Here is a 22,987-nt window from a genome sequence, read left to right as displayed (position 1 = left end):
CACCTACTTCCCTTTGTTCGCCGCGTAGTCGCGAAGGCTTGGACGGGCGGGAGGCTTCACCGGACCCATGATGCGGGCTTGTCGCGCCATGCGGTCGCCGATCTGGCCCAAGACTTCGGGATCCACCGCCTTGCCGGTCACAAGGTCGGACTGCATCCGATCCCGCAGGATCGCGAGCCCGGCATAGGTGCGGATCGCTTCGGCCTGTCCAACCGTCAGAGCTTCCCGCCCACCGCGTTCGGCCGTCAGGTCGTCCACAAGGTCCGCATAGCGGCGGCCTGCCTCGGATCGGCCGTCTACGGCGCCGAGAAACAGCGTTGTGCCGTTGCTCAGCGCCGATCGGTGCCGCGCAGCCTTGGATTTGAGCGGCATCGGTGCGGCCTCAATAGAGGATTTGCACCTTGCCGCCGGTCGGAAGCGGCGTGACGGCATCCACCACGGCGAGGCCGTTGAAGATGGACCCGGCGCTGTCGGCCGCGTCGCGCGTCAACTCGATGACGCCGCCGTTCGCCAGCTTGAGCTTGAACGGATCGGTGGAACCGCTGATCCGAACCCCGGAGCCCGGCGGAACCGGCGTGCCGGGGACAAGATCGACAATGCGGACATAGGCGCCGGAGCCGTTCGGGTTGGCGATGATCGGCGTGGTGGGATCGCCGAGCGCCACCTGCGCGCCGATGGCCGCGAAGGTCGTCAGGATGATTTGCGCCCGCCGGTCCAAGGCGGGACTGCCGTTGAGGGTGAACACGTCGTTCGCCGGTTCCAGAGCAACGTCCGTCACCGTGGCGCCCTTGGTCACAGTCAGGACGTAGACGATGGTGGGAAACGGGCTGGTCGGGACGGTGAAGGGGAAGTTGCCGTAGTCCGCCGGAACGAAGGGCCGGGACCGCTGCGTGAGCGTGAACCCACCAATCGTGCCGTAGGTCTTGAGGAAGTCAGCCATGGTCGATGTCTTTCGAGGCGCCGAGACATAGGACGGCCAGCCGGGCGCGAGCGGCGGGACGAAGGGGGGGGTGAGGGGTTAGGCCGGGTCGGACCCGCGCGGCCCCCATAGGGCGGCAACGGCGGCGTCGGCTTCCGGCAGGAACTCAGGCACGCCCGCAGCCTTCCATGCCGCCGCAATGGCCTCAGGAGAGGTGTCGGCGGCCAAGGGCGGCAATCCCGACGCCTCGCCGCGCTCGCCAGCCAGGAAGGCCGCTAGGAGCGTCACGGCGCGTTCTGACGGCAGGGCGAGGCCATGAGCGGCGAAGATGCGCGCCAGGATCATCGCGCGGGCGCGAGTGTTCGGGCCGAACCGACACGCTACCTCCGAACCGGCGGGAAGGCTGTCGGGGCCTTCCGGTCCCATCGGCATGTGCATGTAGTGCGTCGCGCGCCAGCCGGGCGGGAGGCCATCCCATCCGCTCTCTTCGTTGATGGCGCGCGTGCATTCGGGGAACCGCGCGCCGATGGTCGAGCCGTCGAGGGCGGACGCGGTGACGGCGTACAAGTCCACCATGCCGGTTGTCGGGGCCATATCGATCGGACCCCATGCCGGCAGGAAGTTCGGGGCGGTCTTGGCGGCCCAATTGAAGAACCGGCCCAAGATCACGTCCGACAGGTCGCAGCCGTGTTCGTGAATGATGTTGATGAAAGGTCGATACGCGGGATGCGGCGGCGGGTTCTCGTCGTCCGGCCAAGCGGGAACGCCCGGCCCGATGGGGGCGGTTGTGTCGGTCATGCTGTCCTCTGGAATGCGGCTAGGAGCGGCTAGGAGGCTCGCCGGCAGGCTCTTCGGCCGTCGCGGTGGGATTGATCCATCCGCGAACATGCCAGCCGTCAGGAACGCCGATGAAACGCGGCGTGCCGAGCGTGAAGAACCGCTTGCAGTCGGGGAACCATTGTTCCCGGCGGTTGTCGCTCGCCAGGACGGTGACGTTGACGCCTAGGGGCGCCGTCTCGGGAGGCTGTAGCGCGCTCATGGGCTGGCCTCCGGCCGGATGTGAGCGGCGAGGGTCGCATAGTGATCCGACAGGGCAGACAGGACGGCGAAGGTCACGGCCTCGGCGTGCGCGTCGTCCAAGTTGTCGCCGATGGCTTCCATGCTCGCGCGCTGGATCGCTCGATAGGCAACGCCGAAGGTCTTGTCCGTCAGGGATGGCAGGATGAACCGGGCGAGCCGGGCCGCGTCGATGTCCACGGTTTCGGCGGTCATAGGTTGGCGTCCGCCTCGGTGACTTCGATGACGGACAGGTGCCGGATTGCGGCGTCGCCGATGGCGTCGAAAGCGGACTCTACCAACGCCTCGGCGATGTGTGGCGGCAACTCGACGGCGAGCAAGTCGAAGAACGTTCGCTGCATCGCCTCGCGCGCGATTTCGGCGAGGGGCCGGGGCTGGTCTGTCATGGGGCTTCCCCTTTAGGGCCGAGATGTCGCCAACTTGGCGACAATTCCGGCGGGCCGCCCCGGAGCGGGACGGCTAAGCGTCGAGGCGGGACAAGACCCGCTGGACTTGAACGGTCGTCCACTTGTCGGAACCGCGCGCAGTCGGGATGCCGCGTTCCGTCAAAGCCTTGGCAAGGCCCGTTGCGGACGTGATGCCGGCCGCTCTCAGGCTGGCGATGGTCGGGGCAAGATCGCGGGCGCGATCCGTCGCCTTGGCGGCCCTGCGCGCCGTTCCAGCCTTGCGGGCCTCGTCGGTTAGGACGGTGCTGCGCTTGCCGCCTAGGCCCGTTGCCTTGCCTTGGGCGGCCAACGCGGCGCGCTCGTCGTCCGTGAGCCCCTGATAGAACCGCCGCTTGCTAGCGAGCGCGGATCGCGTCCGTGCTGAGATCAACCCGGCCTCAAGCTCCGCGACGGCGACCATTTGGTTGAGCATGAACCGCCCCGCCGGGCCTTCCACCTGCGGGAGGTCGCAGAACCGGACTTCAACGCCGCTTTCTAGCAACTTGGACAGGAAGGCGACGGATCGCGTGAGCCGGTCCACCTTGGCGACGATGAGCGGGGCGCGATGCAAGCGGGCCTCGGCAAGGGCCGCGTCGAGGGCGGGACGGTCGGCGTTCCGGCCGCTCTCAACCTCCACATGCTCCGCGATGATGTGCCATTTGCCGCCGTTGAGATAGGCGGCAACCGCCTCCCGCTGCGCGTCCATTCCAAGCCCAGATCGGCCCTGCCGCTCGGTCGAAACCCTGTAGTAAGCGACGAAATTCTTGGGCATTTGAGGGGGCCTTACGTTTCGGGCAACGAACGTTGCCGGAGTTGTAAGCCCTCAAGGTGGAGCAAGCAAGGGGCGGCTTCGGCGAGGCCCGAAAGAATGAGCTTCCCACGGGACGCGCGCGGTGATCCCCAATCCCTATTCCCGAACCCCTGCTATATGGCGCCCTGCCCTATCGGATTTCCGATATGCCTTTTCGGACCCGGTGCGATCCCGCCACCGTTCAACCGCTACCGTCTAGCCAAATACCCACGTTCCGCACCACTTGCGCCACCTTGCAAAGTGGAGTGTCGCAGACTGGCGCACTGGCGCGTTTCGGCCAATTCTGCGCCAGTGCGCCACTTGCTCCACCTCCCTTTAGGGAGAGTGGAGTAGTGGAGCGGCGCAAAGGCCCGGTTTTCAGTCCGTCGCGAGTTCTCCCACCACCACGCATTTGCGGGCCTTACGGCTCTCGTCTTGGATGGTCTTAACCTTGACCATGCCGGATGCGAGCCAAGCCTTGAGCGCGGTCTTGATCGTGTTTCGGTCCTTCGGTGCGGTCGGGTCCAAGCCCATGACTTCGCCGATGAGGTTTCCGATCCAATCGGGCGACTGAACGCTCTCGCGCCACGGGCCGCTTTGCGCCATGCGCCGCTGAACCTCCCGCAGGTGCGAGACAGTGACGGCCTCCATGGCATCCGGCCATTGCCATGCGGTGACGACGCCAACGCTATCGCCGTCGAGGGGGATGCCCTTCACCTTCCCGCCGTTCGGCAGCATGACGCTTTCCAGCTTGAACCACGTTGCCGCGTCGGACGATGCCGGGGCGAGATTGGCCTTGCCGCTGTCCACCCGGAAGTGCGAGCGGCGGTTCTCGATGCCGGCGCGCTCGGCCTCTTCCTTCGACATAACGTTGAGAACCCTGCCGGCGCGGGCCTTGGACAAGAGCGCCGAAGCCCCGCGTGCATCCTCAACTTGGACTTCGTTGCCGCCGGTCTTTTTCGAATGGTGAATGAGATCGATCGCAATCTCGGTCCGGTCGGCAAGGTCGGCCCATGCCGTGGCGACGGCGTTGATCGCCCCGTTGCTGTTCTCGTCCACCTCATGACAGGACACGAACGGATCGACCATCATGCAATCGATCATCTTGCCGAGAATGTCGGTCCGCAGGTTCTCAAGAACCGGCTCGGCCAATACGATGCCGCTCCGTTCCTGTCGCGCGACGACGATGCCGCCGTCCCGGCCCGAGTTGACATAGAGGAACCCGTCGAGGTCGGCGGGGTCGATCCCGTAGTGCAACGCCGTGGCGATGACGCGCCGCTGTAACTCGTCATAGGGGTCTTCAAGGTTGACGTACCACACCCGGCGCCGGCCGAACGGCTGCTGCCCGATGAGGTTGCGGCCCGTCGCGAGCGATAGCGCCTCGGCGATGGCGAGCGACGACTTGCCGACGCCGCCCGGACTGATGGTCGCCGAGATGAACTTGCGGATGAGATGGCGGCCTAGGAGCCATTCCCGGCGGGGGATTTCGGCGGGGTCGATCCACTCGAAACGCCGCGCCTGGATGCCGGCCGGTTTGGTTTGCGAGGGGCGCGCCGGAGCGGCCGGAACCTCTTCCTCTAGCGGCGGCCACGGGTCCAAGGGGGCGCCCTTCATGCGCGTTCCCCTCTACGCTGGCGACCGTTGAGCCCGCGTTCTGCGCGCCGTTGCTCGGCTTCCGTGGCCGCCTTGGAAACGGCTTCCTCCATGAGCTTCAACGTGGCGACGGCATGGCGAATATGCGCCACCGCGCGCCGCGCATTGTAGAGCGCCCCGGCATCGGCCAAGACTGAGAATTGGTCTACGGCGAGCGTCGAGTGAAAAGCCGTCAAGGCCAGCTGCTCGGCTGCGACTTCGCGCAACTCGTCAACCGTTCCGGCCGGAGCCGGAGCGCGGGGTTCAGGCATCATGATCGGGAAGCCTTTCGCCCTGGTCTAAACCGGGCGGTTGATCGCGGCGTAGCTCGCCAGAACCCGGCGGCGGTCGAGCGGATCAAGAGCGTTGAGGGCGGCTAGGACGACGACGGGGCCAACGGTCGAAACCTCGGCGCGTCGCAGCTTGTCGGACAGGTCGTCGCCGCGCGGGCCGCACGTCAGGTGGACGACGGCGCGCAGGCACCGCAGCCGGGCCATCCGCTCGCCGGGACGAAGGTCGAGGGCGAACGGACCCCATTGGTCGGCGGCGGGGATCATCGAACCACCGGCCGATGCGTCGCGGCGAGGGCCGCCGCACGCGCCTCGGTTTCGTGCCGGGCGATGGCCGCTCGATAGGCCGCCGCCGCCGGGCTGTCTGCATCCACTTGTGCGAGGGCGAGACGTAGCCGGGCGATGGCCCCGGCAGGGCTTTCGGCCATTCGTGACCCCATGGTGATAGGTGCGATCTTCCCGACCTTGGCCGGTCTCGATGCGATGCATCTGCCGGGGCCCCGGAGGTCGAGTGCCGTTTGCGGACGGATCGCGCGCCCTCTGGAGAACGGCCCCGGTGTTAGAATTAGGTGCGGCTTCCCCAACCTTGACTGCCGATTGACGCGCTCTGTCGAGGCGGGCCGGGCGCAGAGGTCGGGTTCCCGTTGTTGGGCGAGCCGCTGCGCCCTCAATGCACAGCCCGGCGTCTCAGTCTGGCCGGATGAACCGGCCGGAAACTCTACTGGCGTACCGACGCCTCAGCCTGCGTCATGCGCTTGGCAAGATAGGCCCTTAAAGCCGACTTCGTCGCGCAAGGCGTGCGGCCAAACTTGAAGGTCGGCAGGTCGCCAGACAGGGCGCGGTGTTTTGCCTGTCGGGCCGTCCAACCCAGGAACTTTCCGATGGCCTCATAGCCAGTCAGCACGTCGCTATCTTGATCCGTCATCGCATGGCCTCTTGCACCATTCTTGCGCAACCGTGCGCCACGGCCCGGCCGGGCAAACGTGAATTATCTTGTACCCTCAGCACTTTAGTTGTCCGTCCCTGTCCCCGCTTGGACAACAAAAAAGGGCACCAAGAAGCGCCCTTTCTTGAACGATAACATACACTTAGCTACAGAGAGTTTCGTAGTAGTTCCTCAGATCGCTTTCGCCGGTCGATTGCAGCCCGGCGGGGGCCTGACCGAGCAATCGCGTCACCGGAATGTCGGCCGCGCCCGAGATCTCCTGCATGGCCCGGATGTGGATGTCCGAGAGGCCGCCGAATTGGTATGTGCGCTGGTGATACTTCTCGTCCTTGCCGAGCAGCAAGGCGTTGTTGATCGCCTTCAGCATGTTGGCGAGTTGGAACCGCTTGACGATCCGGGCTTCGCCATCTGGAGTGCCGATCCCGCTGAGATCGACTTCGAACACATCGACTTTGGCCTCGTGCAGTAGCGAGGCGATGACCGACGACACCGTGCCGGACGTGTTCAGCGTGTCCTCGATCGCCGTGAAGATGCTGTCGCCCCACGTGTTCGTGGTCTGAGCGAACATCGGAGGCAGCGGGGCGCCGACGAACGGCAGCACCCGAGACGCGTGGATCCGAACCTCAGCGCCGAGAGCGGCAAGCCCGCCGCGCACCACCGGCCGGTACATATAGGTCTTGGGCTGGCCGAACAGCGGCGAGGCGATGTCGGCTTCCCACGTGTCGATCAGCAGCCGAGGGCCGACATCGACGTGGAGGTAGTTCAGGTCGCCCGGTCGCATCTTCGACACGTCGAGCGGTTCGGACGGCTCACCGAGGCGCGGGTTTACGCCGACGATGATAGCGGCCGATCCGTAGAGGCGACCCCACCGCTTGGCAGCGGCACACTTGGCCTGGACACCGAAGCGCTTCTCCTGCGCCTCGAACGCCTCCACGAAGTCCTCTTCCCCGGTCCAGCCGCGCCACCGACGGGTGGCATCGTCCACCGGGATGTCGATGATCTTCCGACCAAGCCAGCCCGAGCGGTACATGGCCTCGAACTGCTCCGGCGTGTGAGGCCGGACGTACCATGTGGTGGCGGAAGCCTTGTCCTTCGCCGTGCCGAGGTTGGCGACGATGTTGGCGAGGCCGTCGTTGACGAGCATGGCGACCCTTTCAGCTCGTCAGGCGCTTGACAAATTTGGGGTATCGGGAACATCGGGCTGATGAGTGATCCATCGGGCCGGACACCACACGGGAAAATCGGGTTGATCGGCCCATCGAGAGCATGAAGGCGGCGCGTAGCCCCACACAGCGCAGAGCCGCCTTCATGCGGGTTTAGTTCGCTCTCGTGCATCTCGGCAGGCGGCGCACATGCACCGGCCATCGTCGCGAGGTAGAGCGCCAAACTCCATGATCGCGTCAGTCAGCCAGCGCACCCCAGCGGTATCGCTGAACTTATCCCACCGATTGGCGGCAGCCTCGGCAATGGCGCGGGCCTTTTCATAGGTCTCGCTATTCTCTCGCCCAGCCGAAACTTGCAGGCGCCTCCGGTCCAGCCGCTCAATCTCAGCGAGGATCAGGGCTCCGGCCTTCACGAGGTTGTCGCGGTAAGATCGCGGCTTCCACCACTGAAGCTCCCAGGGCCATAAGGGGCCGGGACCGCCGAGCGCATCAAGCTGCCGACCGGCGGTCGCATAGGCCGCCGCCGCCGCCGCAAGTTGCCCGCCGTTGTGGGCGTCATCATGCTCCGGCGTCCAGCCTTCTACCTCAATCTGTCGTCGCCTATCGGCCAGCACATCGCGGGCGGCCTCACTCACATCCCGCTCGGCGATCATCAGCGCGTCGCTCATCTCCTCAAGCTGCTGCCCGCAAGCGAAGTTGCGCGCTATGAGGTCCGCGTTCTCACGCTTCAAATCCGCGACCTCGGTTGCGCCCACGCCCTGTCGATACCGATCCCAAGCCTGAACTACGGTGCGACGGGTGGCGTCATCTGCCGGTGGCAAGTCCGCCGCCTCATCCACGCCGAGCAGCGCGTCGAAAGCATTGCGAAGCATCTTCGCAGAGCCTGAACGACCGATGCCCTCAAGCTCCTGGGCGACGCCTTCGACCGCTGCGGCGGCATCGACGTATGATTGATCCATGAACAGGCTCCAATCCGATATCTGATTGAAACCTAATCCGACATCGGATACGGGTCAACAAGCGATATCGCATTGGAGGCGATTTTGGCCCTACCGCCTCGTGAGGATCGCCCGAACGCGGGACGCCTCCACCTTCTCGGCAATTGCGGAAATCGCCTTGGAGGCCTCGCCAGCGGCCGAACGCCCATCGCCCATGACCAGAGCCTTGAACGAGGCAGACGCCGCCTGACGGGCTTTCTGGCAAGACTGACAGGCCATCAGAGAAGGTCCATGGTGGAAGGGCCCCCGACGATCATCAAGTCGGTGAGCGCCCACACCAGAGCGTCGGCCCGGTCAGGCGACCCCTCGCCGACGAAGCCGGTCGGCGTGAAGTTGCAGAGTTGGTCTTCCAGATCCGGCAGGTCGCCGACGTGGCTGACCCTGCCTTGCTCGTAGAGTGCGGACACGGGCTCGGCTCGAACCGCCTTGCCGCGCGTGGCGACCACCTCCTTGAACGCTGCCGTGCGGTCTGCGGTAGCCACGGTGAAGCGAACCATGTCGCCGCCGTAGTTGCGCTCGCCGATGATCCGATCCGCGTTGTAGCGGTGGTAGAGATCGACCGCTCTACGTCCCCACCCTTCCGGGGACAGGTTCACGGAGCCGTCCGCGAGAACGTAGGCCCGCCCATCCAGGCCGAGACCCGCGACGATGATACCGATGTCGTCCCCGCCGCCGTCGCCTCGGGTTCCGGACGGATCCACCGAAACCACGATGCGGCGCATCTCAGGGGCTTGCGCGACCCGCTGGCTGTCGATGCCCGGCATCGTCTTGCCGTCGGGGGCCTTGCGGTCCTCCAGCGACCAGAGCGCGCCGTTGACCTCGCTCGCCCACTCACCGGCCTCGAACCGAAGGCGACGCGCCGCCGACATGGAGGCCAGCACGTCGAAATACTCGGAGGGCAGGTTCTCGGCGTTGTCGGCCGGGTTGACCTTCATCTCCACGTAGTCGGCGGGGTTCGGCAGGGCCTCCTTCGTGCCCGGCTTCACCTTGGACCGGAAAAGCTGGTAGCTCCAATGCAGCTTCGACGGCGGGTTGCAGTCAAAGTAGGCCTTGAGGCTCAGGAACGCGCGGCCCGTGGCCTTGGCGATCGCCGGATCCAACTCACAGCGCTGCGCCAAGCGGGACATCGCCGTCTCGACCGACCCCCACGGGATCTGGCTGCTCTCGTTGAAGTAGAGCGTCGCGTACTCCTGACCGAGGATCTTCTCGACCCGCTCCTTGTCGTCAAGGCCGCCGATCCAGATCTGCGACCCGTTCGGCAGGGCGAGGAAGAAGTCGGTCTTGTCGAACCGGGCGCGCAGCCCCGCGAAGCAGAGCTTGAGCACCTTGGGCATCGTGTCCGACCACACCGACGTTTTGGCGTGGTTGAACCGGAACCGGAAGATGGCGTGCCGCGAGCCGGGCGCGTTGATCGCTCGCTGAATGACCGCACGGACCAGCAGGAACGTCTTGCCTGACCGGGATCCGCCCCGAAGCATGACATTGCGGGCGGGGCTGCCGAGAAGGCGGTTGGCTTCCTGTTGTTTGGCTGTCAGCCGCGTCTGCACGGCTAAAGCTCTGCGTCGTCCCGCGTCACGTTGAGGACCATGTTGCCAGAGACCTCAAGCTTCTCGGTGAACATGCCGAGGTGCTTGGCGACGTTCTCCCAGGCCTTGGCCCGGTCCTCCATCTGGATCTCCAAACCGTCCTTCGTGTACTTGGCGCCGCGATAGAGCAGCTTCGCCGATCCCGTCAGCTTTCGGCTGTCCAGGGCATGCATCCGGCCAACACCCTCGCCGAAGCATTCGGGGCAGTCGGGATGCGGATCGCGCTTGGCATCGAACCCGATGCCGCCATGCTCATCCAGCGAGACGATGTGATCTCGGTCGCCCTTGTAGGGCTTGTCCTTGGACGCCGTCGCCTGCGCTCGGGCCAGCTCGGCGGCAGTGAACTGATAGAGGTGATACTCGCCGTAGCAGTAGCGACAGCAGCCGCGGCGGTACTGGACGACCTCGTTGGGGTCCGCGGTGCCGACGCTGTGCCAGAACGCGAGCACGTCGTCCGCGGTGATCTTGGTGCGCTCGGAACGGGCTTTCTGCGCCTCGGCGATAGCAGCGGCGACTTCAGGTTTCTTCAGGTTCTCTTGGCCAACGGAATAGGCCGTTGCCTTGCTGTACCCGGCGCGGATCGCGGCCTGGGTGGCGTTTACGTCAACGAGGTATTCCTCAACGAAGCGCGCCTGTTTGTCGGTAAAGGCCATGGGTGTCTCGCGCCTACTGCGCGGTGTCCTGCTGCGGCTCCCAGCCCATGACCCGCTTGAGATAGTCGCCGATCTTGGCGATGGCGCCGCAATGAGCCTTGGTCACACCGTAGGTCGTCAGATGCTCGCCGTACGGGTCAGGGTCAGCGCCGACCTTGCGAGCGTAGATGATGACTTGGTCGTATCCGTACGTCTCGGCGATGTGACGGGCGGCCGTGATCGGAATGCGCTTCATCACCTTGGTCTTCGGCTCGGTCTCTGAGCCCATGGTGATGGCCTATGTGCTAGGGGAGGCGTTCAGCGGTGAGGCCGAGGGCGAAGAGGGCCGCAAGGATCAGGGCGTAGACGAGGACGAAAGTGGCGGTCAAAAGCCCATCCGAGGGGCGGGACGCAGCGCAGACGGCGGGGGTGGGCGCCGACCCTCGGACCACTCGCCAGTTGCCAGCCAGTTCTCGTCAATCGGGCTATGACAGCCCATGGTCAGGCGAACCGCGCGACGCTTACCGGTGACCGCGTTCTGTTGGTAGGCGTAGACGCCCATCTGTCGGATAGTTCGCCATGCGAACAGGGACTTGAACCAGCGGATCATCTCAGGATGTCTCGCCCTTGAGGAACTTAGCGATCGTCTCCGCCCGACACAGCACATCCTCTACGGGGGCGTCGGGGAGTTCTTGGCGGGCGAGGGTGTAGGCGCGAGCGCGGATGGCTTCGGGAGTCTCGGGCTTGGCGACGGGCTGCGGTGAAGGGTCGATGCGGGGCGCCTACGTCAATAGACCAGGGAGGTCCGCGTTTACGGCTGGCGGCGCCGCCGCATCGATCTGGCCACCACCCAAGACGTTCAGCGTCAGGGTGCAGAGAAGGCGCATAGCGGGATGCGCTGACTGTGCCTGGGTGGTGATGGGGGAATGCTGTGCGCGCCAGGGACAACTCTCTCGGGGGCATCGTCGCGCGCGGCCAGATCGGCTTTGCGGACAACGATGACCCAACGGGGTTTCACCCTCTAAGGCTCACGCGCGCTGAAAATTAAAGAAACGGACGCGCTTGTCAAGCACGCCGCAGGGCAGAAACGCCATTGACCTCCGGTCTCGTCAGGTTTTCCAGATCCTTGACCGAGATGCGGGTGATGACGGCGCGGCCGAACATTTCCGTGATGATGCGGACATGGCCGCTTTCATCGTTGTCGTTCTCGGCGACGTAGGGGCGGCCAGCAAGCGGACCCTTCGTTGGACGGACGACATCACCCGCCCACACGGGAAGAGCAGCACGACGCCGGATCTCTTCTGCTTTCGCCGCGTCGGCTTCGGCTTGAGCCTTCATGCGACCTTGCTCGGCGACGAGGACGGGGCGCTTTCTCTCGTCGAACCAGCCGAGCCGTTCTTCGTCAGCCAAAGGCGCGAGCCCGCAGCGCTGGCCATCGGCGTTCTTGTACTCAAGAGGCATGGCGACCGGCACGCCGTGGAGGCCGAGGACGTGATGCACCTTCAGCTTGGACTGGCCCCAGCCATCGCGGGCGAACAACGGCGACCATGACGGCGGCAGTTCATAGGTCGTGCCGGAATTGCCCTGGCGTGCGATAGGAAGGGGCAGGAGGGCGAAAACGTATCCGCGCAGCAGTGGGCGCTGCAATTCGGTCGGATAGGCCTCCTTGCCCTTCTTTCGGCGCTGCCAGTAGGTTTCCGTCGGGACGTATGTGGCGATGCCAGCATCCGACAGGCCATCGGCGCAGTGAAACTCGCCCTGAGGGTTTGTCACGATGCAGAACCAGCCCATGCCCGGCTCGTTCTCGATGATGGGCGCACCCCGCCGCTCGTCGGGCGGGATCGGGATTTCGCCGGCCGCATTCGGCTTCCAACGATAGTTGTCGTTGTCGGATTGGAAGCCGTTGCGGCTGCCGTACATCTTCGCGCCCATGTGTGGCCTCCTCAGATCGGACGAATGTGAGCGGCCTCGGATGCGCCGAGATACCACCGCCACCGGGGCATGCGGGTCCAGTGCTTGGCGCCGTGATGTTCCACGTAGCCAGAGACGATCTCGTCGGCGTCGGCGCCTATGCGCTCGCAGTAGGCCCGAGCGTCCTGCTCCTGCGATCGGTTGTTCAGCGTGAACACGTCTCGTCTACCTCTGCGCTTGGGATGGGGATGCGGGAGAAGGTGGGACGTTCCACGCTTCAAGGATTTCGGACACGGCCCGGCCGGTCTCGGCGGCCTCGATCCTCGCGTCACGCAGAAGGATCCTTCGTGCATTCCGCGCCTTTCGAACGGCAGGGTCGAGGCGCTGGAAATATGCCGTTGCACGGCGAGTTTCGTTCCTACGCATCCGAACAAGGTCGGCGAGGCCTTCCTGCGTGTTGAACCGATGGCCGCAGCCCTCACAGGCTCGCCGACGCTGGATCACGCGAGCGTTGTCCTTGTGCGGTCGGCTGCTCACGACCTTCGTCTCGGCAGAGCACTTCGGGCAGATCATGGCGCGCTGCCCTCGGACGACGCGGACACAGCAGACGCCTCGCGCCGAATACGTCGGGACTCCAACTCTCTAGCGACCTCCATCCTTTCAGGAGAGGGAGCGGTCGGCATAGGATCGTGCGGTACGAGCGAAGCGCCTGCAATCATAGCGATGACAGCAACTGCCTCAGCCGCCGCAGCGTCGCGCTGCTCTTGCGTCACTTGCTCAAGCTTCGGGGGTAGCTGCGCATTTAATACCGCATCAAGGTCGTAACGCTCGACCTTCATTTCAGTAATCGTCTCATTGACTGCGCGGCGCATGTCGGGCGGGGTCGGCGGAAAGCTGTAATTCGGCCATTTGAACGCCCGCTGGTTCCAAGCTTTACAGGCGCGGTGTACGGCTCCAATGGGCTGATCTTCGACCGCCTCCACGAAGTCGGCGACCATCATCTTACCGCCGCCGCCGTCCAAGGCGCGCAGCGCAGAGAAGCCCATCAAAAACCCATGTAGTCGGTCGTGAACTTGTTTCCGATCAAAACCGTCATCATCCCATCCGGCATCGGCCGCTGTCAGTCTAGCGTCTACGTCGGCACGTAGGGCCACCAAGCGAGCCCGTTCAGCCGGCGCCAGCGCGAAGCCGGTCGAAGTCCAAGAGCCGTCCGCGTTCCGTTTCGTCAAACCCCGTAGTTCCTCCAGCCGAGCGCGCTCGACCTTGGTCATCGGGGCGACCGGTTCGTTGGGCACGAGGTTCGTCGAGATGTGCGAACGGGTCGCGATAGACTGAGACATCACCCTGACCTTTCTGCCTGCCCATTTCGGAGAGACCGTTGCCGCGCGAGGGGAGCGTTGAAGGCGAGCCGCGTGGCGGTGGCGCGACGGCGGCGCGCTCAATGTCCTCGTCGAGGATGCGGTGAAGCGCCTTCGACCAATCGGTTTTGTAGGCGATGTCGCGGTGAGCGTTTTCGTGCGACCAATCGATCAGTTTCTGACACGCCTTGTCGGCGATCTCTGGCGCCAATCCGACCCGCTGGCATTTGGCGTAGTGGCTCGGCGCAGGCTGGAGGTCCTCAGGGCAGAGCACGCCGACCGGTTTCGGAGCCTTTTTGAGCTTTGATTTGGGGGGGACAGAGCCCCCTTTAGGGGGCGAAGGGGGGTAACCCTCTAACTTAGAAAAAACTGTATCCGCTGCGGCATTTGCTTGTTTCAGGCTGTCCGCGCCGTCCGCAGATGTCACGGTTTGTCCCGTGATGTCACGTGATGTCACGTGACCAGAAATGATTTTGTCTCTCTCACGCTGCTCCTGCTTTCGTTGCCGATCAGCAGAGCGTCGCGCCTCCAACGCTGCGCTTGCCTCAGCGCGCGTGGCGTCCTCCACATCACGCAGCATCGAAGCCACGGCTTCGGCCTGCTCATCGCTAAGGCTAAGGCGCGCCAGTTGCGCGAGAGTGCGAGCAGGAATGGTCATTGACCGTCCTTGGCCTTGCCGCCGCAGGGAAGGTGACTGAAGGGCGCGCTCATGGCGTGAACCGCCAGCCGCGCAAACGACGGATAACGCCCTCGGCGTATTCGCGACCACCCGCGAAGTTTAGCAATGACTCCGCATGCTTCGGGTCAATGTCGTGCATCTCACAACGGCTCTGAATGATCGTAATGATCATGTGCACGGCCGAGGCGGGATCAATGTCGAACCACTCGCCTGAAGTGCGAAAGCCAGAGTTGTATTTGTGGAATGCCCCCTCCACATCGGCAGCAACCTTTCGGGTTTTGAACCGAAAGCGTGCGACCTCAATCAACGGCGACGGACATCCGGTTTGGATCGTCCGCAGCCGTGATGTTGGTTCGTCGGATATGCCCACCTTGATCGGCCGCTTCGGCGCACCGCCTGTGTAGTCGGCCACGACGTAGATCCAGGTGCACAGTTCACTCATGCACCCTACTCCGCAGCTATGAGATTGCGCTGGCCTGACGCGCGGGCTTGAGCCTCGGCACAACAGTCCGGATCGATGCAGGCGGAAATCCCGCGAGTGTTCTTGAACTTGCCGAAGCCGAAACAGCCGGCCTCAACCGCCTTGCACACGTCGCAGTCGTTCATCGTCCCGGCAGGCGCCGCTTCCGTCGTCTCACGAGCCCATGAGGGGGCGAGATGATCGGGGTCGCCGACGAGTTTGGGGCGGACCTTCATGCCGCCACCTCAGTCAGTAGCGGCAAGCCTTCGACCATCTGGATGCGATGACTGATCCAGCGCATAACATTCGCCGCCATGGAGTTGCCGAGGGCCTTGTAGCGGGGGCCATCGGGCAGCAGTCCGCCGCGCCATGGCACGAGGGTGTAGTCGTCGGGGAAGCCCTGAAGGCGCTCGCACTCGCGGGGTGTTAGGCGGCGGACGACCCAGCCGCTGGCTACGCCGTTCGGCCGCTTGGCCTTCAGCGTCGGGCTGATGCCCTCAATAATGCCGAGGCCACTGCGCTCGGCCGCAGTCCCTCTGGCCCCCTCGCCAGAGCGGTCGAAGGCATCACACGAAATGCCGAACGCCACCGCGAGCTGCCCGCCGGCGTTCGCGTGCGATCGATCAAAGCCCATCGCGCGCAGGGTCGGCGTCGCGCCTGCGTCGGTCGCGTCGGCACCGTGATCCTTGCACGAGAAGGCGATGAGGTTCTCATCTAGCGGATTGTTGCTGTGGCCGCCGGAGACAAGCGTTGAAGCGACCGGCACGATAGGCGTACCCCGTCCCGTCCCGTCTCTGCTGGCGTCAAAGCCTTCGCCACGTAGGCTGTGCGCTACGAGATGGTCGTGCCTTCCGTCGCCGCCGTCCGGCCAGCCACCGCCGCCAGAGCGTGCAGCAAGGCACCCGGCAATTCCCGTCCCCGCTTCTCGGCGCGGCGGAGTATCCCCGCGCAGGCACGCGCGCTCAAAAAGTACCGCTGCGGGACGGCGCCAGTCTCCAAGATGTCCGACAACGAACACACGCCGTCGTCTCTGAGGGACAGCCCGGCCAAACCCGTCCACTCGGACGTGCTGAGCGTCCAGCACTCGGTAGGCGAACCCATACCCGAGTTCGACCATCCCCCCGAGGATGGAGCCAAAGTCCCGTCCTCCGTTCGTTGACAGGACGCCGGGGACGTTCTCCCAGACCAGCCATCGGGGGCGCAGGCGGCGAGCCAGAGAAAGAAACTGGAGGGCCAAGTTGCCACGGTCGTCTGCCAGTCCGCCTCGAAGTCCTGCGATGGAGAAGGATTGGCAGGGGGTTCCCCCCACGAGAAGGTCGATTGCTCCGTACTGGCCCTCGCGGATCGTCGTGAAGTCGCCATGCAGCGGAGTCTCCGGCCAGCGGTGAGTTAGCACGGCACGCGGTGCCGCTTCGATCTCGGAGAAGAATTGAGGCTGCCAGCCGAGCGGATGCCACGCGACCGTGGCGGCCTCAATACCGGAGCAGACGGACCCGTAGCGAAGCGTCATGCTGCGCCTCCGGTGCGAATAGCGGCATCCCGAGAGGCCACCGGCCAGCTACGCACGGCCTCACGCGCATCGGTGATCGAACGGACGACAGCGACGGGGTAGCCGCACTCTTTCAGGCGGTCATGGATGACGATCTGCTCGGGAGAGGTCTGACCGCGCGGTGCTTTCACTTCGAGGTAGGCGGTGAAAGGCTCGCCGTCCGCAGTGCGCCCCACGATCTGCAGATCGGGCCAGCCTGGCTTCGTGCCGAGCCCGCGATTGCGTCCGTTCTCGCCCTTCGACATGCCGCCGTTGGGGGAATGGTGGATGAGGAAGCCGTGCGGCAGGGTCCGGCCGAGATAGGCCAGGATCGCGCGCTGGATGTTGGCTTCGGGCGACTGTCGGGGCGCAGTCAGACGGAACGGCTTCGTCACTGCGCGCGCTCCCCGAACCAGTCGGCGATGCGGTAGCAGCGACCGCCGAGCCAGATGCCCAGCCGATTGAAGAAGTCCTGTGCAAACGCGCAGAAGGTGCGGCGCCAGCCGCCAGTCAGAGCCTGCATAATCAGAGCCTCGCCAACATGGCTTCACGGGCAGCAATTTCGGCACGCAGGACGGCGGCGCGCTCGTCGCGCACGGCTTGGTCGAGCCAAGCGGGCGGCGTCGCGAAGGCCGTCGAGAGGAAGTCAGGGCCGTAAGCCGAGACGAGCCGAGCGAAGTGGACGACGCTCGGCGCGGAGCCGCGATCCAGCCACTTCTGAACGGTTCCGGCCGGCACGCCGCTGTCAGCGGACACGTTGTCGGCCGTCTTGAGCGGGTGTTGCTGGCGCAGGAACGCGATGACGCGCTCTCCGACATTTGTCCGAGCGGCAGAGTCAGTTTGCCGAGAACGAACGGGCTTCTGACTCGCGGCGGCAGCAGTCTGTCTCATCGATCTCTCCGATGCTGTGAGCATCGGACGAGAGACGGAGACCCCGGCTGTGAAGGAGGCGGCAGACATCTCAACGGCACCCGGTCATGAGGATCGGGAGCAGACAAAGCGAACGGAAGACGCTGCGAGCCCGGCAAGGCAGACAGCGACAGGACCAGACGACAGCGCCGGCAAGCGCGGTCGCCAGATGATGGCCCGGCTCGTGCGGATGCACGGCGGGCGAGGATGCGTGAAGGAAGGATGAGGCGGCGGTCATGCTCGCGCCTCGGCAAGGGCGCGATTGCAGGACACGGCGAACCGCTCCATGCGAGTAAGCCGACGAAGGCGCGAAGCTTGCGCCAGCGTGACTTTTTCGAACTTCACGTCGAGGGTGTGCACGCGGGCACAGACCCATGAGCGACCAACAGCGTGGCCGATGGCTCGGTAGGTCAGGCCCTCGGCGCGAAGGGCTCGCATTCGATGCCGCTCAGGCATCGTGACAGGCTTGGCGCCGATCCGCTTCACCGCTCGCCTCCCCATTGCAGGACGGGAAGATCACCGCGTGAGGCGGACGCCTTGAGTGAAGCGAGGCCACCGAAGACGGTCGCTGTCGTCAGGACAGCGAGGGCGATGTATGCGAGGCGAGCAAGGATGGGTCGGGTCATGCCGAAGCCCTTGCAGGCTCAGCGGTGGAAACCGCTCCGCGCGGCTGGCTCTTCAACGTCTCACGGAGAGGCGCATCGGCCTGGTGAGCCGCATGAAGGGACCGGATGCTGATGCCCCGAACCTTACGCTTACGCGCCGACTCTACGACGGCGGGCCACAGGAACGGGTTGATCTGCATCCGCACCTTCATAGTGCCGATATGCGTCGGGCTCTTGAGCCCGATGTCGCGAGCCAAGTCGGATTTGTTCGGAAAGAGGTCGAGGAGGGCTGCAACGGCGCTCATTCGTCCTTTCTACTGCGAGTAGAAACAACTTGCAAGCCATATTCGCACCCACCGTAGAAAGGTATTTGTTACAGCGGGCAGCTATGAGAATGCCGCCCCCGCCGCCTGGGTTGGAGACCCGTGGCGAACGCCTCAAATGGGCTCGCGAGACCTATCAACGCCTTCGCGGCGAACGACTTTCCGCGCGCGCTTTCGCGGTCGAGCACGACGTCGCCGTGCCGACTTATGCGACGCATGAAAGGGATGGCGGCGAGGGTGGGAAGAGGTTCCCCGAGGACTTAGCCGAGCGATATGCCCGCATTCTTGGTGTAGATTTCCAGTGGCTTCATAGGGGCCGGGCTGGACCGCCTCGCAACGATACCGTTACCATCGTCGGCTTGGTGGGTTTGGGCGACCAGATCCAATGGGCGGAGGAAGGCGATTTGTCCCTCGGCGAGGTGGAACTGCCCTACGTCGTTGACCGCGAATGCTTCGGTTTAGAGGCCAGGGGATCGTCGCAATACCCGCGCGTGAAAGATGGCGAAGTCGTCGTCGCACGATGGCTCTCGGATCGGCCGTCCAACTATGTCGGCCTTGAAGTCGTCCTGAAGACGATGGACGGCACGTACCTACTAAAAACCTTGAAGCGCCATGAGGGCGACGACCACTTTACGATCGGCAGCCACAACGCACCCGATGTCGAGAACGTCCACATCGAGCGAGTGGCCGAGGTCGTTTCCATCGTACCGAACCGGCAGTGGAAGCGGATTGGATAGCCACTTCCTTCTGCCCCTGATGGTTTGAGAGGTTGTTGTGATCTGTCCACAGGTCGCCCCGCGTGAGAGGCCGAGTGAAGGCACAAAGGCCCTCGGCACACCCACACGGCGACGACCTGGGACGGGGGACTGACGGCCGGAGCCGGCTGCCGCTTACCGTCAGATCGCACCACCATCGACGCGCGATCCTAGAAAGTTCTTTCAGCCGATGGGCTTAGACCGCGGGCGTCTTTCCTTCAGGTGCCCCGTAGCTGTGCGGTCGATCCTGGTAGCTACACCCTCCTAGCCGCGGTTTCCCGCACCAGCCGCCCCCAGCGTCGCTAACCGCCGGACGGATTGAGCGCACGGCACTGGCCGTCCGCACGCCGTGGGCGATGGGTTTGGCGGGAAGGTCTGGACAGTTTGCACAGTGTGCAATAAATGAGGCCATCCAGACGGGATCGGTCGCCAAACCTGTCACCCGTTTGCGCCCCGGAGCTTTTGCGAGCTGCCGGGGCATCCTTTTGTAGGGTCCTTTTCGTCGCGACGCAAATTTTGTCTACTCGCGGCAGAAACAGTTTGACGGGAGTTTCTACGCGGGGTAGACATAACCCATCGCCGGTCGCGATGGAGCCGCCTCGATGTCCGTCCCCCTCTACTTTCCCCAGCAGCAGCTTGACGGCCTCTATGCCGTCTACTCGGCTGATGGCGATCTCATTTACGCCGACATCGAGACGCTGGGCGATGCCCGCGATCACGTCCTCGATCTGACGGCCGCCGCGCAGGCTGACGACGCCGCGCAGGACGACTTCGACGCCGATCAAGTTGCGGAGGCCGCGTGATGGCCGCCTCGCATACTCCTGGACCTTGGGACTACGTGCCCGGCAACAAGCAGCACGGTCCCTACGTCACCAGCGATTACGGCAGCACGATTTGTGACTGCTACGTGCTGTCTGAGCCTCATTCGGTCTGGTCAGCGCACAAGCTCCGCGAGCCGGTCAGCTTCATGGCTGAGATGGCAGAGCCGAACGCTCGACTGATCGCCGCTTCACCAGAGATGCTGGAAGCTCTCATCGCCGTGAACCGCCTCATCTCCGAGGCAGCAATGACAGGCTTCAACTGCCACGACGGCGATTGGGCTGAGCGGCTTTTCTTCAGTCAGCAAGCGACGTCAGGCGCCATCCGCAAGGCACTTGGCCGGCGGCCTGATCCGGGCCTGCATCCCGACACGATTGTCATTGGCACGGCTGTGGCACGCGATGCCTGACCTCGGCCCCGCCTTCGCCCTCCTGGCCGCGATCATCTTCCTCATCGCCGCCTCTGGCCTGCTGCTCGTCAGCCTCCGCGCCGCTCAGTTCCGCGCCGAGGAAGAGCAATTCCCCTTCCCTACCGACATGGAGCTGAGCCGTGACGACTGTCCCGCACATCCCGCTGCGTCGGCCCTCTGAGCCGCAGCCGATCAACCTGACGGCTTTGCTCGTCAGCCTCGTCGCCCTTGGCATGGGCATCACCGTGCCGGTTTGGCTGATCTACGCCCTGTTTTACTTAGGAGCCTTCTACCATGGCGTCCGCTGATACTCTTCTGGCCTCCAAGCCCGCCCTGCTGCGCTGCAAGCGCGAAGAGATTACCATTAAGTGTTTTGATGGCCCGCTTAAAATCAAGGCGTGGCGCCTTGGCGACTTTGCCTGCCATCTCGGACGCAGAGACTATTTTGGTGTCTGGGTCATCACCCATCTCGGCACAGGTTTTCAGTGCTCGTCTGCCGGCGTCTTCAGGGACGAGGATGACGCAGCGGAAGCGATGGAGCAGATCGCTGACCTTGATTGGTCTGATCTGTCGGAAGACGGCCGCCGCAAACTAGGCCCGCAGGTCAAGCGCATCTTTGCCGAAAACAACGCGATTAAGGGCTAGTGCCATGGCCTCCGCATGCCTCGAAACCATCCGCGCCCCGCTCTCTCGGGCACGCCAGCACGTCGCCTCTGCCGACGCCAACCTGATTGGTCTCGTCACGAGCCTAGCGGCTAAGAACTACGTCTCCCGCGAGACTATCGACTGCGCCATCGCTCGCTGCGATCACGCTCGCCAAGACATGGACCGGGCGATCTACGCCGCCCTCGGTGTCCAGTCCTCTGACGGTCGGCAACTCTGTGTCGGCGACGCTGCCGACATGCGCTTGGCCATGACCACCGCCCTTGAGCGGATCGAAGGCCGCCCCGCCCCCATCCGCACCGGCACGCCGGCAGTCGGGAGCTTCGTCGCATGACTACGCGCCATCCCGATCCCTGCGCTTCCTACGGCGAGACCAACGACGCCTTGTTCGTCGTCGCCAGTCTCTCAGCGGACATGCGCAACATAGCCGAACGCATCCTATCAGGGGCTCACGACGGTGCCTGCGGCATTCATCACGCGCTGTTGGCGACCGATCTGGGCCGCGAGCTTGTGGCCATTGCTGGGCTTCTCAGCGCGGTCGAGGCTACAACAGAACAGGCGCGCTCGCGTCCTGTCGTTGAGCAGGAGGCCGCTTAGATGGCCGCCTCTCCCGCCTTGGCCGGTATCGGCCACAACAGCAACGTCTCGGACTTCGATCTCTCGCGCGATGAGATCGACGGTCTGCACCTTGAAGCCTCCAACTGGCTCGACGGCAAGGGCGTCCAGTCTCAGGACGATGCCGACGCCATCGGTCGCCTGCTTGATATGATCGGAGAGGCGATCCGCACCGCCGAGACCCGTCGAAAGGCCGAGGCCAAGCCGTTCGATGACGGCAAGGCCGAGATCCAGGCTCGCTACAACAAGCTCATCGGCGACACGAAGGGCTCCGGCAAGGGCAAGGCCATCCTCGCCCGCGAGGTCTGCCAAGCCGCTCTGACGCCCTGGCGTGTGCGTCAGGAGGAAGAGCGACGTGCCGCTGCCGAGGCCGCTCGCAAGGCTGCCGAGGAAGCCGCTCGCCAAGCTGCTCTCGCCTTTCAGGTCACGCGCTCCGACGATCTTGAGGGCCGCGAAGAGGCTGAGGTCTTGGCTCGTCAGGCCAAGAAAGCCGAGACCGCCGCCCGTCGAGCCGGCAAACCGGTAGCAACCGGTCTGCGTATGGTCGTGCGAGCCGAAGTGACGGACTTCCCTGCCTTCCTTCGGTGGGTGCGCGAGAACCGCCCTGATGCGTTGCGCGGTGCTCTCCAGACCATCGCCGAAACCCTGTCCACGCAGAAGACGCGCGGCCTTCCCGGTGTCGTCTATCACGAGGAGCCTGTCGCCAGATGAGGACCGCCGACAAGCAAATCGCCGACGTCCTCGTGCGCTACGGCGAGCCCTTCGCAGGCAACGTCTGGCGCGTGCAGGGCACCGCCGTGATCTATCACAAGACGCTGGAACGGATCGCTACCCACTCGCGCATCCGGTTCGACGCTCCCATCATCATCCGTTCGGAGCGCGACGAGGCGGTAATCCTCGTCACCGGCCGCATGCCTGGAGAGAAAGCGGGCGAGGAACGCGCCGAGTGGTCGATCGGCGAGGCGGTCATCAATGTGAATTACCGCGTCTCGGGCCGGCAGGCGGCCTACGTCTACGCCATGGCCGAGAAGCGGGCGAAGGATCGGGTGATCCTTAAGCTGATCGAGTTGCACGGGCTCGTCTACTCGGAAGAAGAGGCCGACGAGTTTCGCCAAGGTCAGCCCGCGTCGGCAAAGCCTGCCGAAGAGCCTGACGACGCTTCCGACGATGATCGGGACGCTGAAGCCGTGCTCAAGCAGGGCATCGACGAGGCGACGACGATCAACGCCGTCACCGACTTCATGCTCGACGAGCGGACCCAAGGCACGCTCAACAAGCTGCCTCACGGTATCCGGGAAGAGGTGCGGGACTACGCGAAAGCCCGCCTTCGCGCCCTTGGCTGGCCACCCGCAAAGAGGGGTCAGCAGTCAGGCGCTGTCTCCCCGGCAAACGCCCGCATGAACGGCAACAACCATTCGGCCGGTCACCGTGAAGGGGCGCGAGCATGAGCGCTCGGTACATCCCCCCGACTCTGAAGGCCGCGTTCCTGTCGCCG

At 64.6% G+C, this 22,987-nt stretch carries 38 protein-coding genes; 9 read left to right on the top strand and 29 right to left on the bottom strand.

Annotated features, from left to right (window positions below; translation table 11 throughout):
• Positions 1-3: 3 nt before the first annotated feature.
• The 29 genes from MFF26_RS19170 to MFF26_RS19035 form a co-directional block, all read right to left on the bottom strand.
• A complete protein-coding gene (locus tag MFF26_RS19170) occupies positions 4-372 on the bottom strand; it encodes a hypothetical protein (protein ID WP_238308362.1) in 369 nt (122 codons plus the stop codon).
• Between the two features lie 10 nt (positions 373-382).
• Positions 383-940, bottom strand: a complete 558-nt coding sequence (locus MFF26_RS19165; RefSeq protein ID WP_238308361.1) for a hypothetical protein — start codon at positions 938-940, stop codon at positions 383-385.
• Between the two features lie 78 nt (positions 941-1,018).
• Entirely contained in the window at positions 1,019-1,717 is a 699-nt protein-coding gene (locus MFF26_RS19160; RefSeq protein WP_238308360.1) for a hypothetical protein, read from the bottom strand.
• A gap of 19 nt (positions 1,718-1,736) precedes the next feature.
• Entirely contained in the window at positions 1,737-1,958 is a 222-nt protein-coding gene (locus MFF26_RS19155; protein ID WP_238308359.1) for a hypothetical protein, read from the bottom strand.
• Positions 1,955-2,191: a hypothetical protein gene (locus tag MFF26_RS19150; protein WP_238308358.1), complete on the bottom strand. Its 237-nt coding sequence runs from the start codon at positions 2,189-2,191 to the stop codon at positions 1,955-1,957. Before MFF26_RS19150 ends, MFF26_RS19155 begins: the two co-directional genes overlap by 4 nt.
• The gene (locus MFF26_RS19145; RefSeq protein ID WP_238308357.1) at positions 2,188-2,382 is read right to left on the bottom strand and encodes a hypothetical protein; all 195 of its coding nucleotides are present in this window, start codon (positions 2,380-2,382) and stop codon (positions 2,188-2,190) included. Before MFF26_RS19145 ends, MFF26_RS19150 begins: the two co-directional genes overlap by 4 nt.
• A 73-nt stretch (positions 2,383-2,455) precedes the next feature.
• Positions 2,456-3,193, bottom strand: coding sequence for a recombinase family protein (locus tag MFF26_RS19140; RefSeq protein WP_283207414.1), 738 nt, complete (start codon positions 3,191-3,193; stop codon positions 2,456-2,458).
• A gap of 396 nt (positions 3,194-3,589) precedes the next feature.
• Complete coding sequence (locus MFF26_RS19135; protein WP_238308355.1) at positions 3,590-4,825, bottom strand: AAA family ATPase; 1,236 nt, start codon at positions 4,823-4,825, stop codon at positions 3,590-3,592.
• Positions 4,822-5,115, bottom strand: a complete 294-nt coding sequence (locus MFF26_RS19130; RefSeq protein ID WP_238308354.1) for a hypothetical protein — start codon at positions 5,113-5,115, stop codon at positions 4,822-4,824. The genes MFF26_RS19135 and MFF26_RS19130 overlap by 4 nt, the downstream gene beginning before the upstream one ends.
• Positions 5,116-5,142: 27 nt before the next feature.
• The gene (locus MFF26_RS19125) at positions 5,143-5,400 is read right to left on the bottom strand and encodes a hypothetical protein (protein ID WP_238308353.1); all 258 of its coding nucleotides are present in this window, start codon (positions 5,398-5,400) and stop codon (positions 5,143-5,145) included.
• 451 nt (positions 5,401-5,851) lie between these two features.
• A complete protein-coding gene (locus MFF26_RS19120; RefSeq protein ID WP_238308352.1) occupies positions 5,852-6,058 on the bottom strand; it encodes a hypothetical protein in 207 nt (68 codons plus the stop codon).
• Positions 6,059-6,221: 163 nt separating this feature from the next.
• Positions 6,222-7,223, bottom strand: coding sequence for a phage portal protein (locus tag MFF26_RS19115; RefSeq protein WP_238308351.1), 1,002 nt, complete (start codon positions 7,221-7,223; stop codon positions 6,222-6,224).
• A 162-nt stretch (positions 7,224-7,385) separates the two neighbouring features.
• A complete protein-coding gene (locus MFF26_RS19110) occupies positions 7,386-8,201 on the bottom strand; it encodes a hypothetical protein (RefSeq protein WP_238308350.1) in 816 nt (271 codons plus the stop codon).
• Between the two features lie 257 nt (positions 8,202-8,458).
• On the bottom strand, positions 8,459-9,787 hold the full coding sequence (locus MFF26_RS19105) for a phage terminase large subunit (RefSeq protein WP_238308349.1): 1,329 nt from the start codon (positions 9,785-9,787) through the stop codon (positions 8,459-8,461).
• Positions 9,788-9,789: 2 nt separating this feature from the next.
• Positions 9,790-10,479 (bottom strand): terminase small subunit, encoded by a 690-nt coding sequence (locus tag MFF26_RS19100; RefSeq protein ID WP_238308348.1) that lies wholly within the window; start codon positions 10,477-10,479, stop codon positions 9,790-9,792.
• Between the two features lie 13 nt (positions 10,480-10,492).
• Positions 10,493-10,747 (bottom strand): hypothetical protein, encoded by a 255-nt coding sequence (locus tag MFF26_RS19095; RefSeq protein ID WP_238308347.1) that lies wholly within the window; start codon positions 10,745-10,747, stop codon positions 10,493-10,495.
• Positions 10,748-11,523: 776 nt separating this feature from the next.
• A complete protein-coding gene (locus MFF26_RS19090) occupies positions 11,524-12,390 on the bottom strand; it encodes a transcription termination/antitermination NusG family protein (RefSeq protein ID WP_238308346.1) in 867 nt (288 codons plus the stop codon).
• An 11-nt stretch (positions 12,391-12,401) separates the two neighbouring features.
• Positions 12,402-12,587 (bottom strand): hypothetical protein, encoded by a 186-nt coding sequence (locus MFF26_RS19085; RefSeq protein ID WP_238308345.1) that lies wholly within the window; start codon positions 12,585-12,587, stop codon positions 12,402-12,404.
• A 7-nt stretch (positions 12,588-12,594) separates the two neighbouring features.
• A complete protein-coding gene (locus tag MFF26_RS26630; protein WP_373324501.1) occupies positions 12,595-12,942 on the bottom strand; it encodes an NrdR family transcriptional regulator in 348 nt (115 codons plus the stop codon).
• Positions 12,939-13,523, bottom strand: a complete 585-nt coding sequence (locus tag MFF26_RS19080) for a hypothetical protein (RefSeq protein WP_238308344.1) — start codon at positions 13,521-13,523, stop codon at positions 12,939-12,941. The genes MFF26_RS26630 and MFF26_RS19080 overlap by 4 nt, the downstream gene beginning before the upstream one ends.
• A 13-nt stretch (positions 13,524-13,536) precedes the next feature.
• Positions 13,537-14,385 carry a hypothetical protein gene (locus MFF26_RS19075; protein WP_238308343.1) on the bottom strand — a complete coding sequence of 283 codons (849 nt, stop codon included), beginning with the start codon at positions 14,383-14,385 and terminating at the stop codon, positions 13,537-13,539.
• A 49-nt stretch (positions 14,386-14,434) separates the two neighbouring features.
• Positions 14,435-14,848: a GIY-YIG nuclease family protein gene (locus MFF26_RS19070; protein ID WP_238308342.1), complete on the bottom strand. Its 414-nt coding sequence runs from the start codon at positions 14,846-14,848 to the stop codon at positions 14,435-14,437.
• A gap of 5 nt (positions 14,849-14,853) precedes the next feature.
• Positions 14,854-15,102, bottom strand: coding sequence for a hypothetical protein (locus MFF26_RS19065; protein WP_238308341.1), 249 nt, complete (start codon positions 15,100-15,102; stop codon positions 14,854-14,856).
• A complete protein-coding gene (locus MFF26_RS26720) occupies positions 15,099-16,376 on the bottom strand; it encodes a DNA cytosine methyltransferase (protein WP_505744338.1) in 1,278 nt (425 codons plus the stop codon). Before MFF26_RS26720 ends, MFF26_RS19065 begins: the two co-directional genes overlap by 4 nt.
• The gene (locus tag MFF26_RS19050) at positions 16,373-16,789 is read right to left on the bottom strand and encodes a VRR-NUC domain-containing protein (protein ID WP_238308340.1); all 417 of its coding nucleotides are present in this window, start codon (positions 16,787-16,789) and stop codon (positions 16,373-16,375) included. Before MFF26_RS19050 ends, MFF26_RS26720 begins: the two co-directional genes overlap by 4 nt.
• Positions 16,786-16,917 (bottom strand): hypothetical protein, encoded by a 132-nt coding sequence (locus MFF26_RS26510; protein WP_283207413.1) that lies wholly within the window; start codon positions 16,915-16,917, stop codon positions 16,786-16,788. The genes MFF26_RS19050 and MFF26_RS26510 overlap by 4 nt, the downstream gene beginning before the upstream one ends.
• 2 nt (positions 16,918-16,919) lie before the next feature.
• Positions 16,920-17,150, bottom strand: coding sequence for a hypothetical protein (locus tag MFF26_RS19045; protein ID WP_238308339.1), 231 nt, complete (start codon positions 17,148-17,150; stop codon positions 16,920-16,922).
• 387 nt (positions 17,151-17,537) lie between these two features.
• Positions 17,538-17,789 (bottom strand): hypothetical protein, encoded by a 252-nt coding sequence (locus MFF26_RS19040; protein WP_238308338.1) that lies wholly within the window; start codon positions 17,787-17,789, stop codon positions 17,538-17,540.
• Between the two features lie 136 nt (positions 17,790-17,925).
• Complete coding sequence (locus MFF26_RS19035; RefSeq protein WP_238308337.1) at positions 17,926-18,213, bottom strand: hypothetical protein; 288 nt, start codon at positions 18,211-18,213, stop codon at positions 17,926-17,928.
• An 89-nt stretch (positions 18,214-18,302) separates the two neighbouring features.
• Between MFF26_RS19035 and MFF26_RS19030 the strand changes: the two genes are divergently transcribed.
• The 9 genes from MFF26_RS19030 to MFF26_RS18990 all read left to right on the top strand — a co-directional run bounded on the left by MFF26_RS19030 (position 18,303) and on the right by MFF26_RS18990 (position 22,940).
• The gene (locus MFF26_RS19030; protein ID WP_238308336.1) at positions 18,303-18,968 is read left to right on the top strand and encodes a S24/S26 family peptidase; all 666 of its coding nucleotides are present in this window, start codon (positions 18,303-18,305) and stop codon (positions 18,966-18,968) included.
• A gap of 620 nt (positions 18,969-19,588) precedes the next feature.
• A complete protein-coding gene (locus tag MFF26_RS19025; protein WP_238308335.1) occupies positions 19,589-19,789 on the top strand; it encodes a hypothetical protein in 201 nt (66 codons plus the stop codon).
• Entirely contained in the window at positions 19,789-20,214 is a 426-nt protein-coding gene (locus tag MFF26_RS19020; protein WP_238308334.1) for an XkdD/Y8K6 family phage-associated protein, read from the top strand. Before MFF26_RS19025 ends, MFF26_RS19020 begins: the two co-directional genes overlap by 1 nt.
• 140 nt (positions 20,215-20,354) lie before the next feature.
• A complete protein-coding gene (locus MFF26_RS19015) occupies positions 20,355-20,522 on the top strand; it encodes a hypothetical protein (RefSeq protein ID WP_238308333.1) in 168 nt (55 codons plus the stop codon).
• Positions 20,509-20,859 carry a hypothetical protein gene (locus MFF26_RS19010; protein WP_238308332.1) on the top strand — a complete coding sequence of 117 codons (351 nt, stop codon included), beginning with the start codon at positions 20,509-20,511 and terminating at the stop codon, positions 20,857-20,859. The genes MFF26_RS19015 and MFF26_RS19010 overlap by 14 nt, the downstream gene beginning before the upstream one ends.
• Before the next feature lie 4 nt (positions 20,860-20,863).
• Positions 20,864-21,211: a hypothetical protein gene (locus MFF26_RS19005; protein ID WP_238308331.1), complete on the top strand. Its 348-nt coding sequence runs from the start codon at positions 20,864-20,866 to the stop codon at positions 21,209-21,211.
• Positions 21,208-21,474, top strand: a complete 267-nt coding sequence (locus tag MFF26_RS19000) for a hypothetical protein (RefSeq protein WP_238308330.1) — start codon at positions 21,208-21,210, stop codon at positions 21,472-21,474. Before MFF26_RS19005 ends, MFF26_RS19000 begins: the two co-directional genes overlap by 4 nt.
• Entirely contained in the window at positions 21,475-22,203 is a 729-nt protein-coding gene (locus MFF26_RS18995) for a hypothetical protein (RefSeq protein WP_238308329.1), read from the top strand.
• Positions 22,200-22,940 (top strand): trna delta -isopentenylpyrophosphate transferase, encoded by a 741-nt coding sequence (locus MFF26_RS18990; RefSeq protein WP_238308328.1) that lies wholly within the window; start codon positions 22,200-22,202, stop codon positions 22,938-22,940. Before MFF26_RS18995 ends, MFF26_RS18990 begins: the two co-directional genes overlap by 4 nt.
• Positions 22,941-22,987: the final 47 nt, after the last annotated feature.

This window comes from Methylorubrum suomiense, assembly GCF_022179765.1.
In the GTDB taxonomy this organism is placed as follows: Bacteria; Pseudomonadota; Alphaproteobacteria; order Rhizobiales; family Beijerinckiaceae; genus Methylobacterium; species Methylobacterium suomiense.
This window is presented reverse-complemented; position numbering and strand designations above follow the sequence as displayed.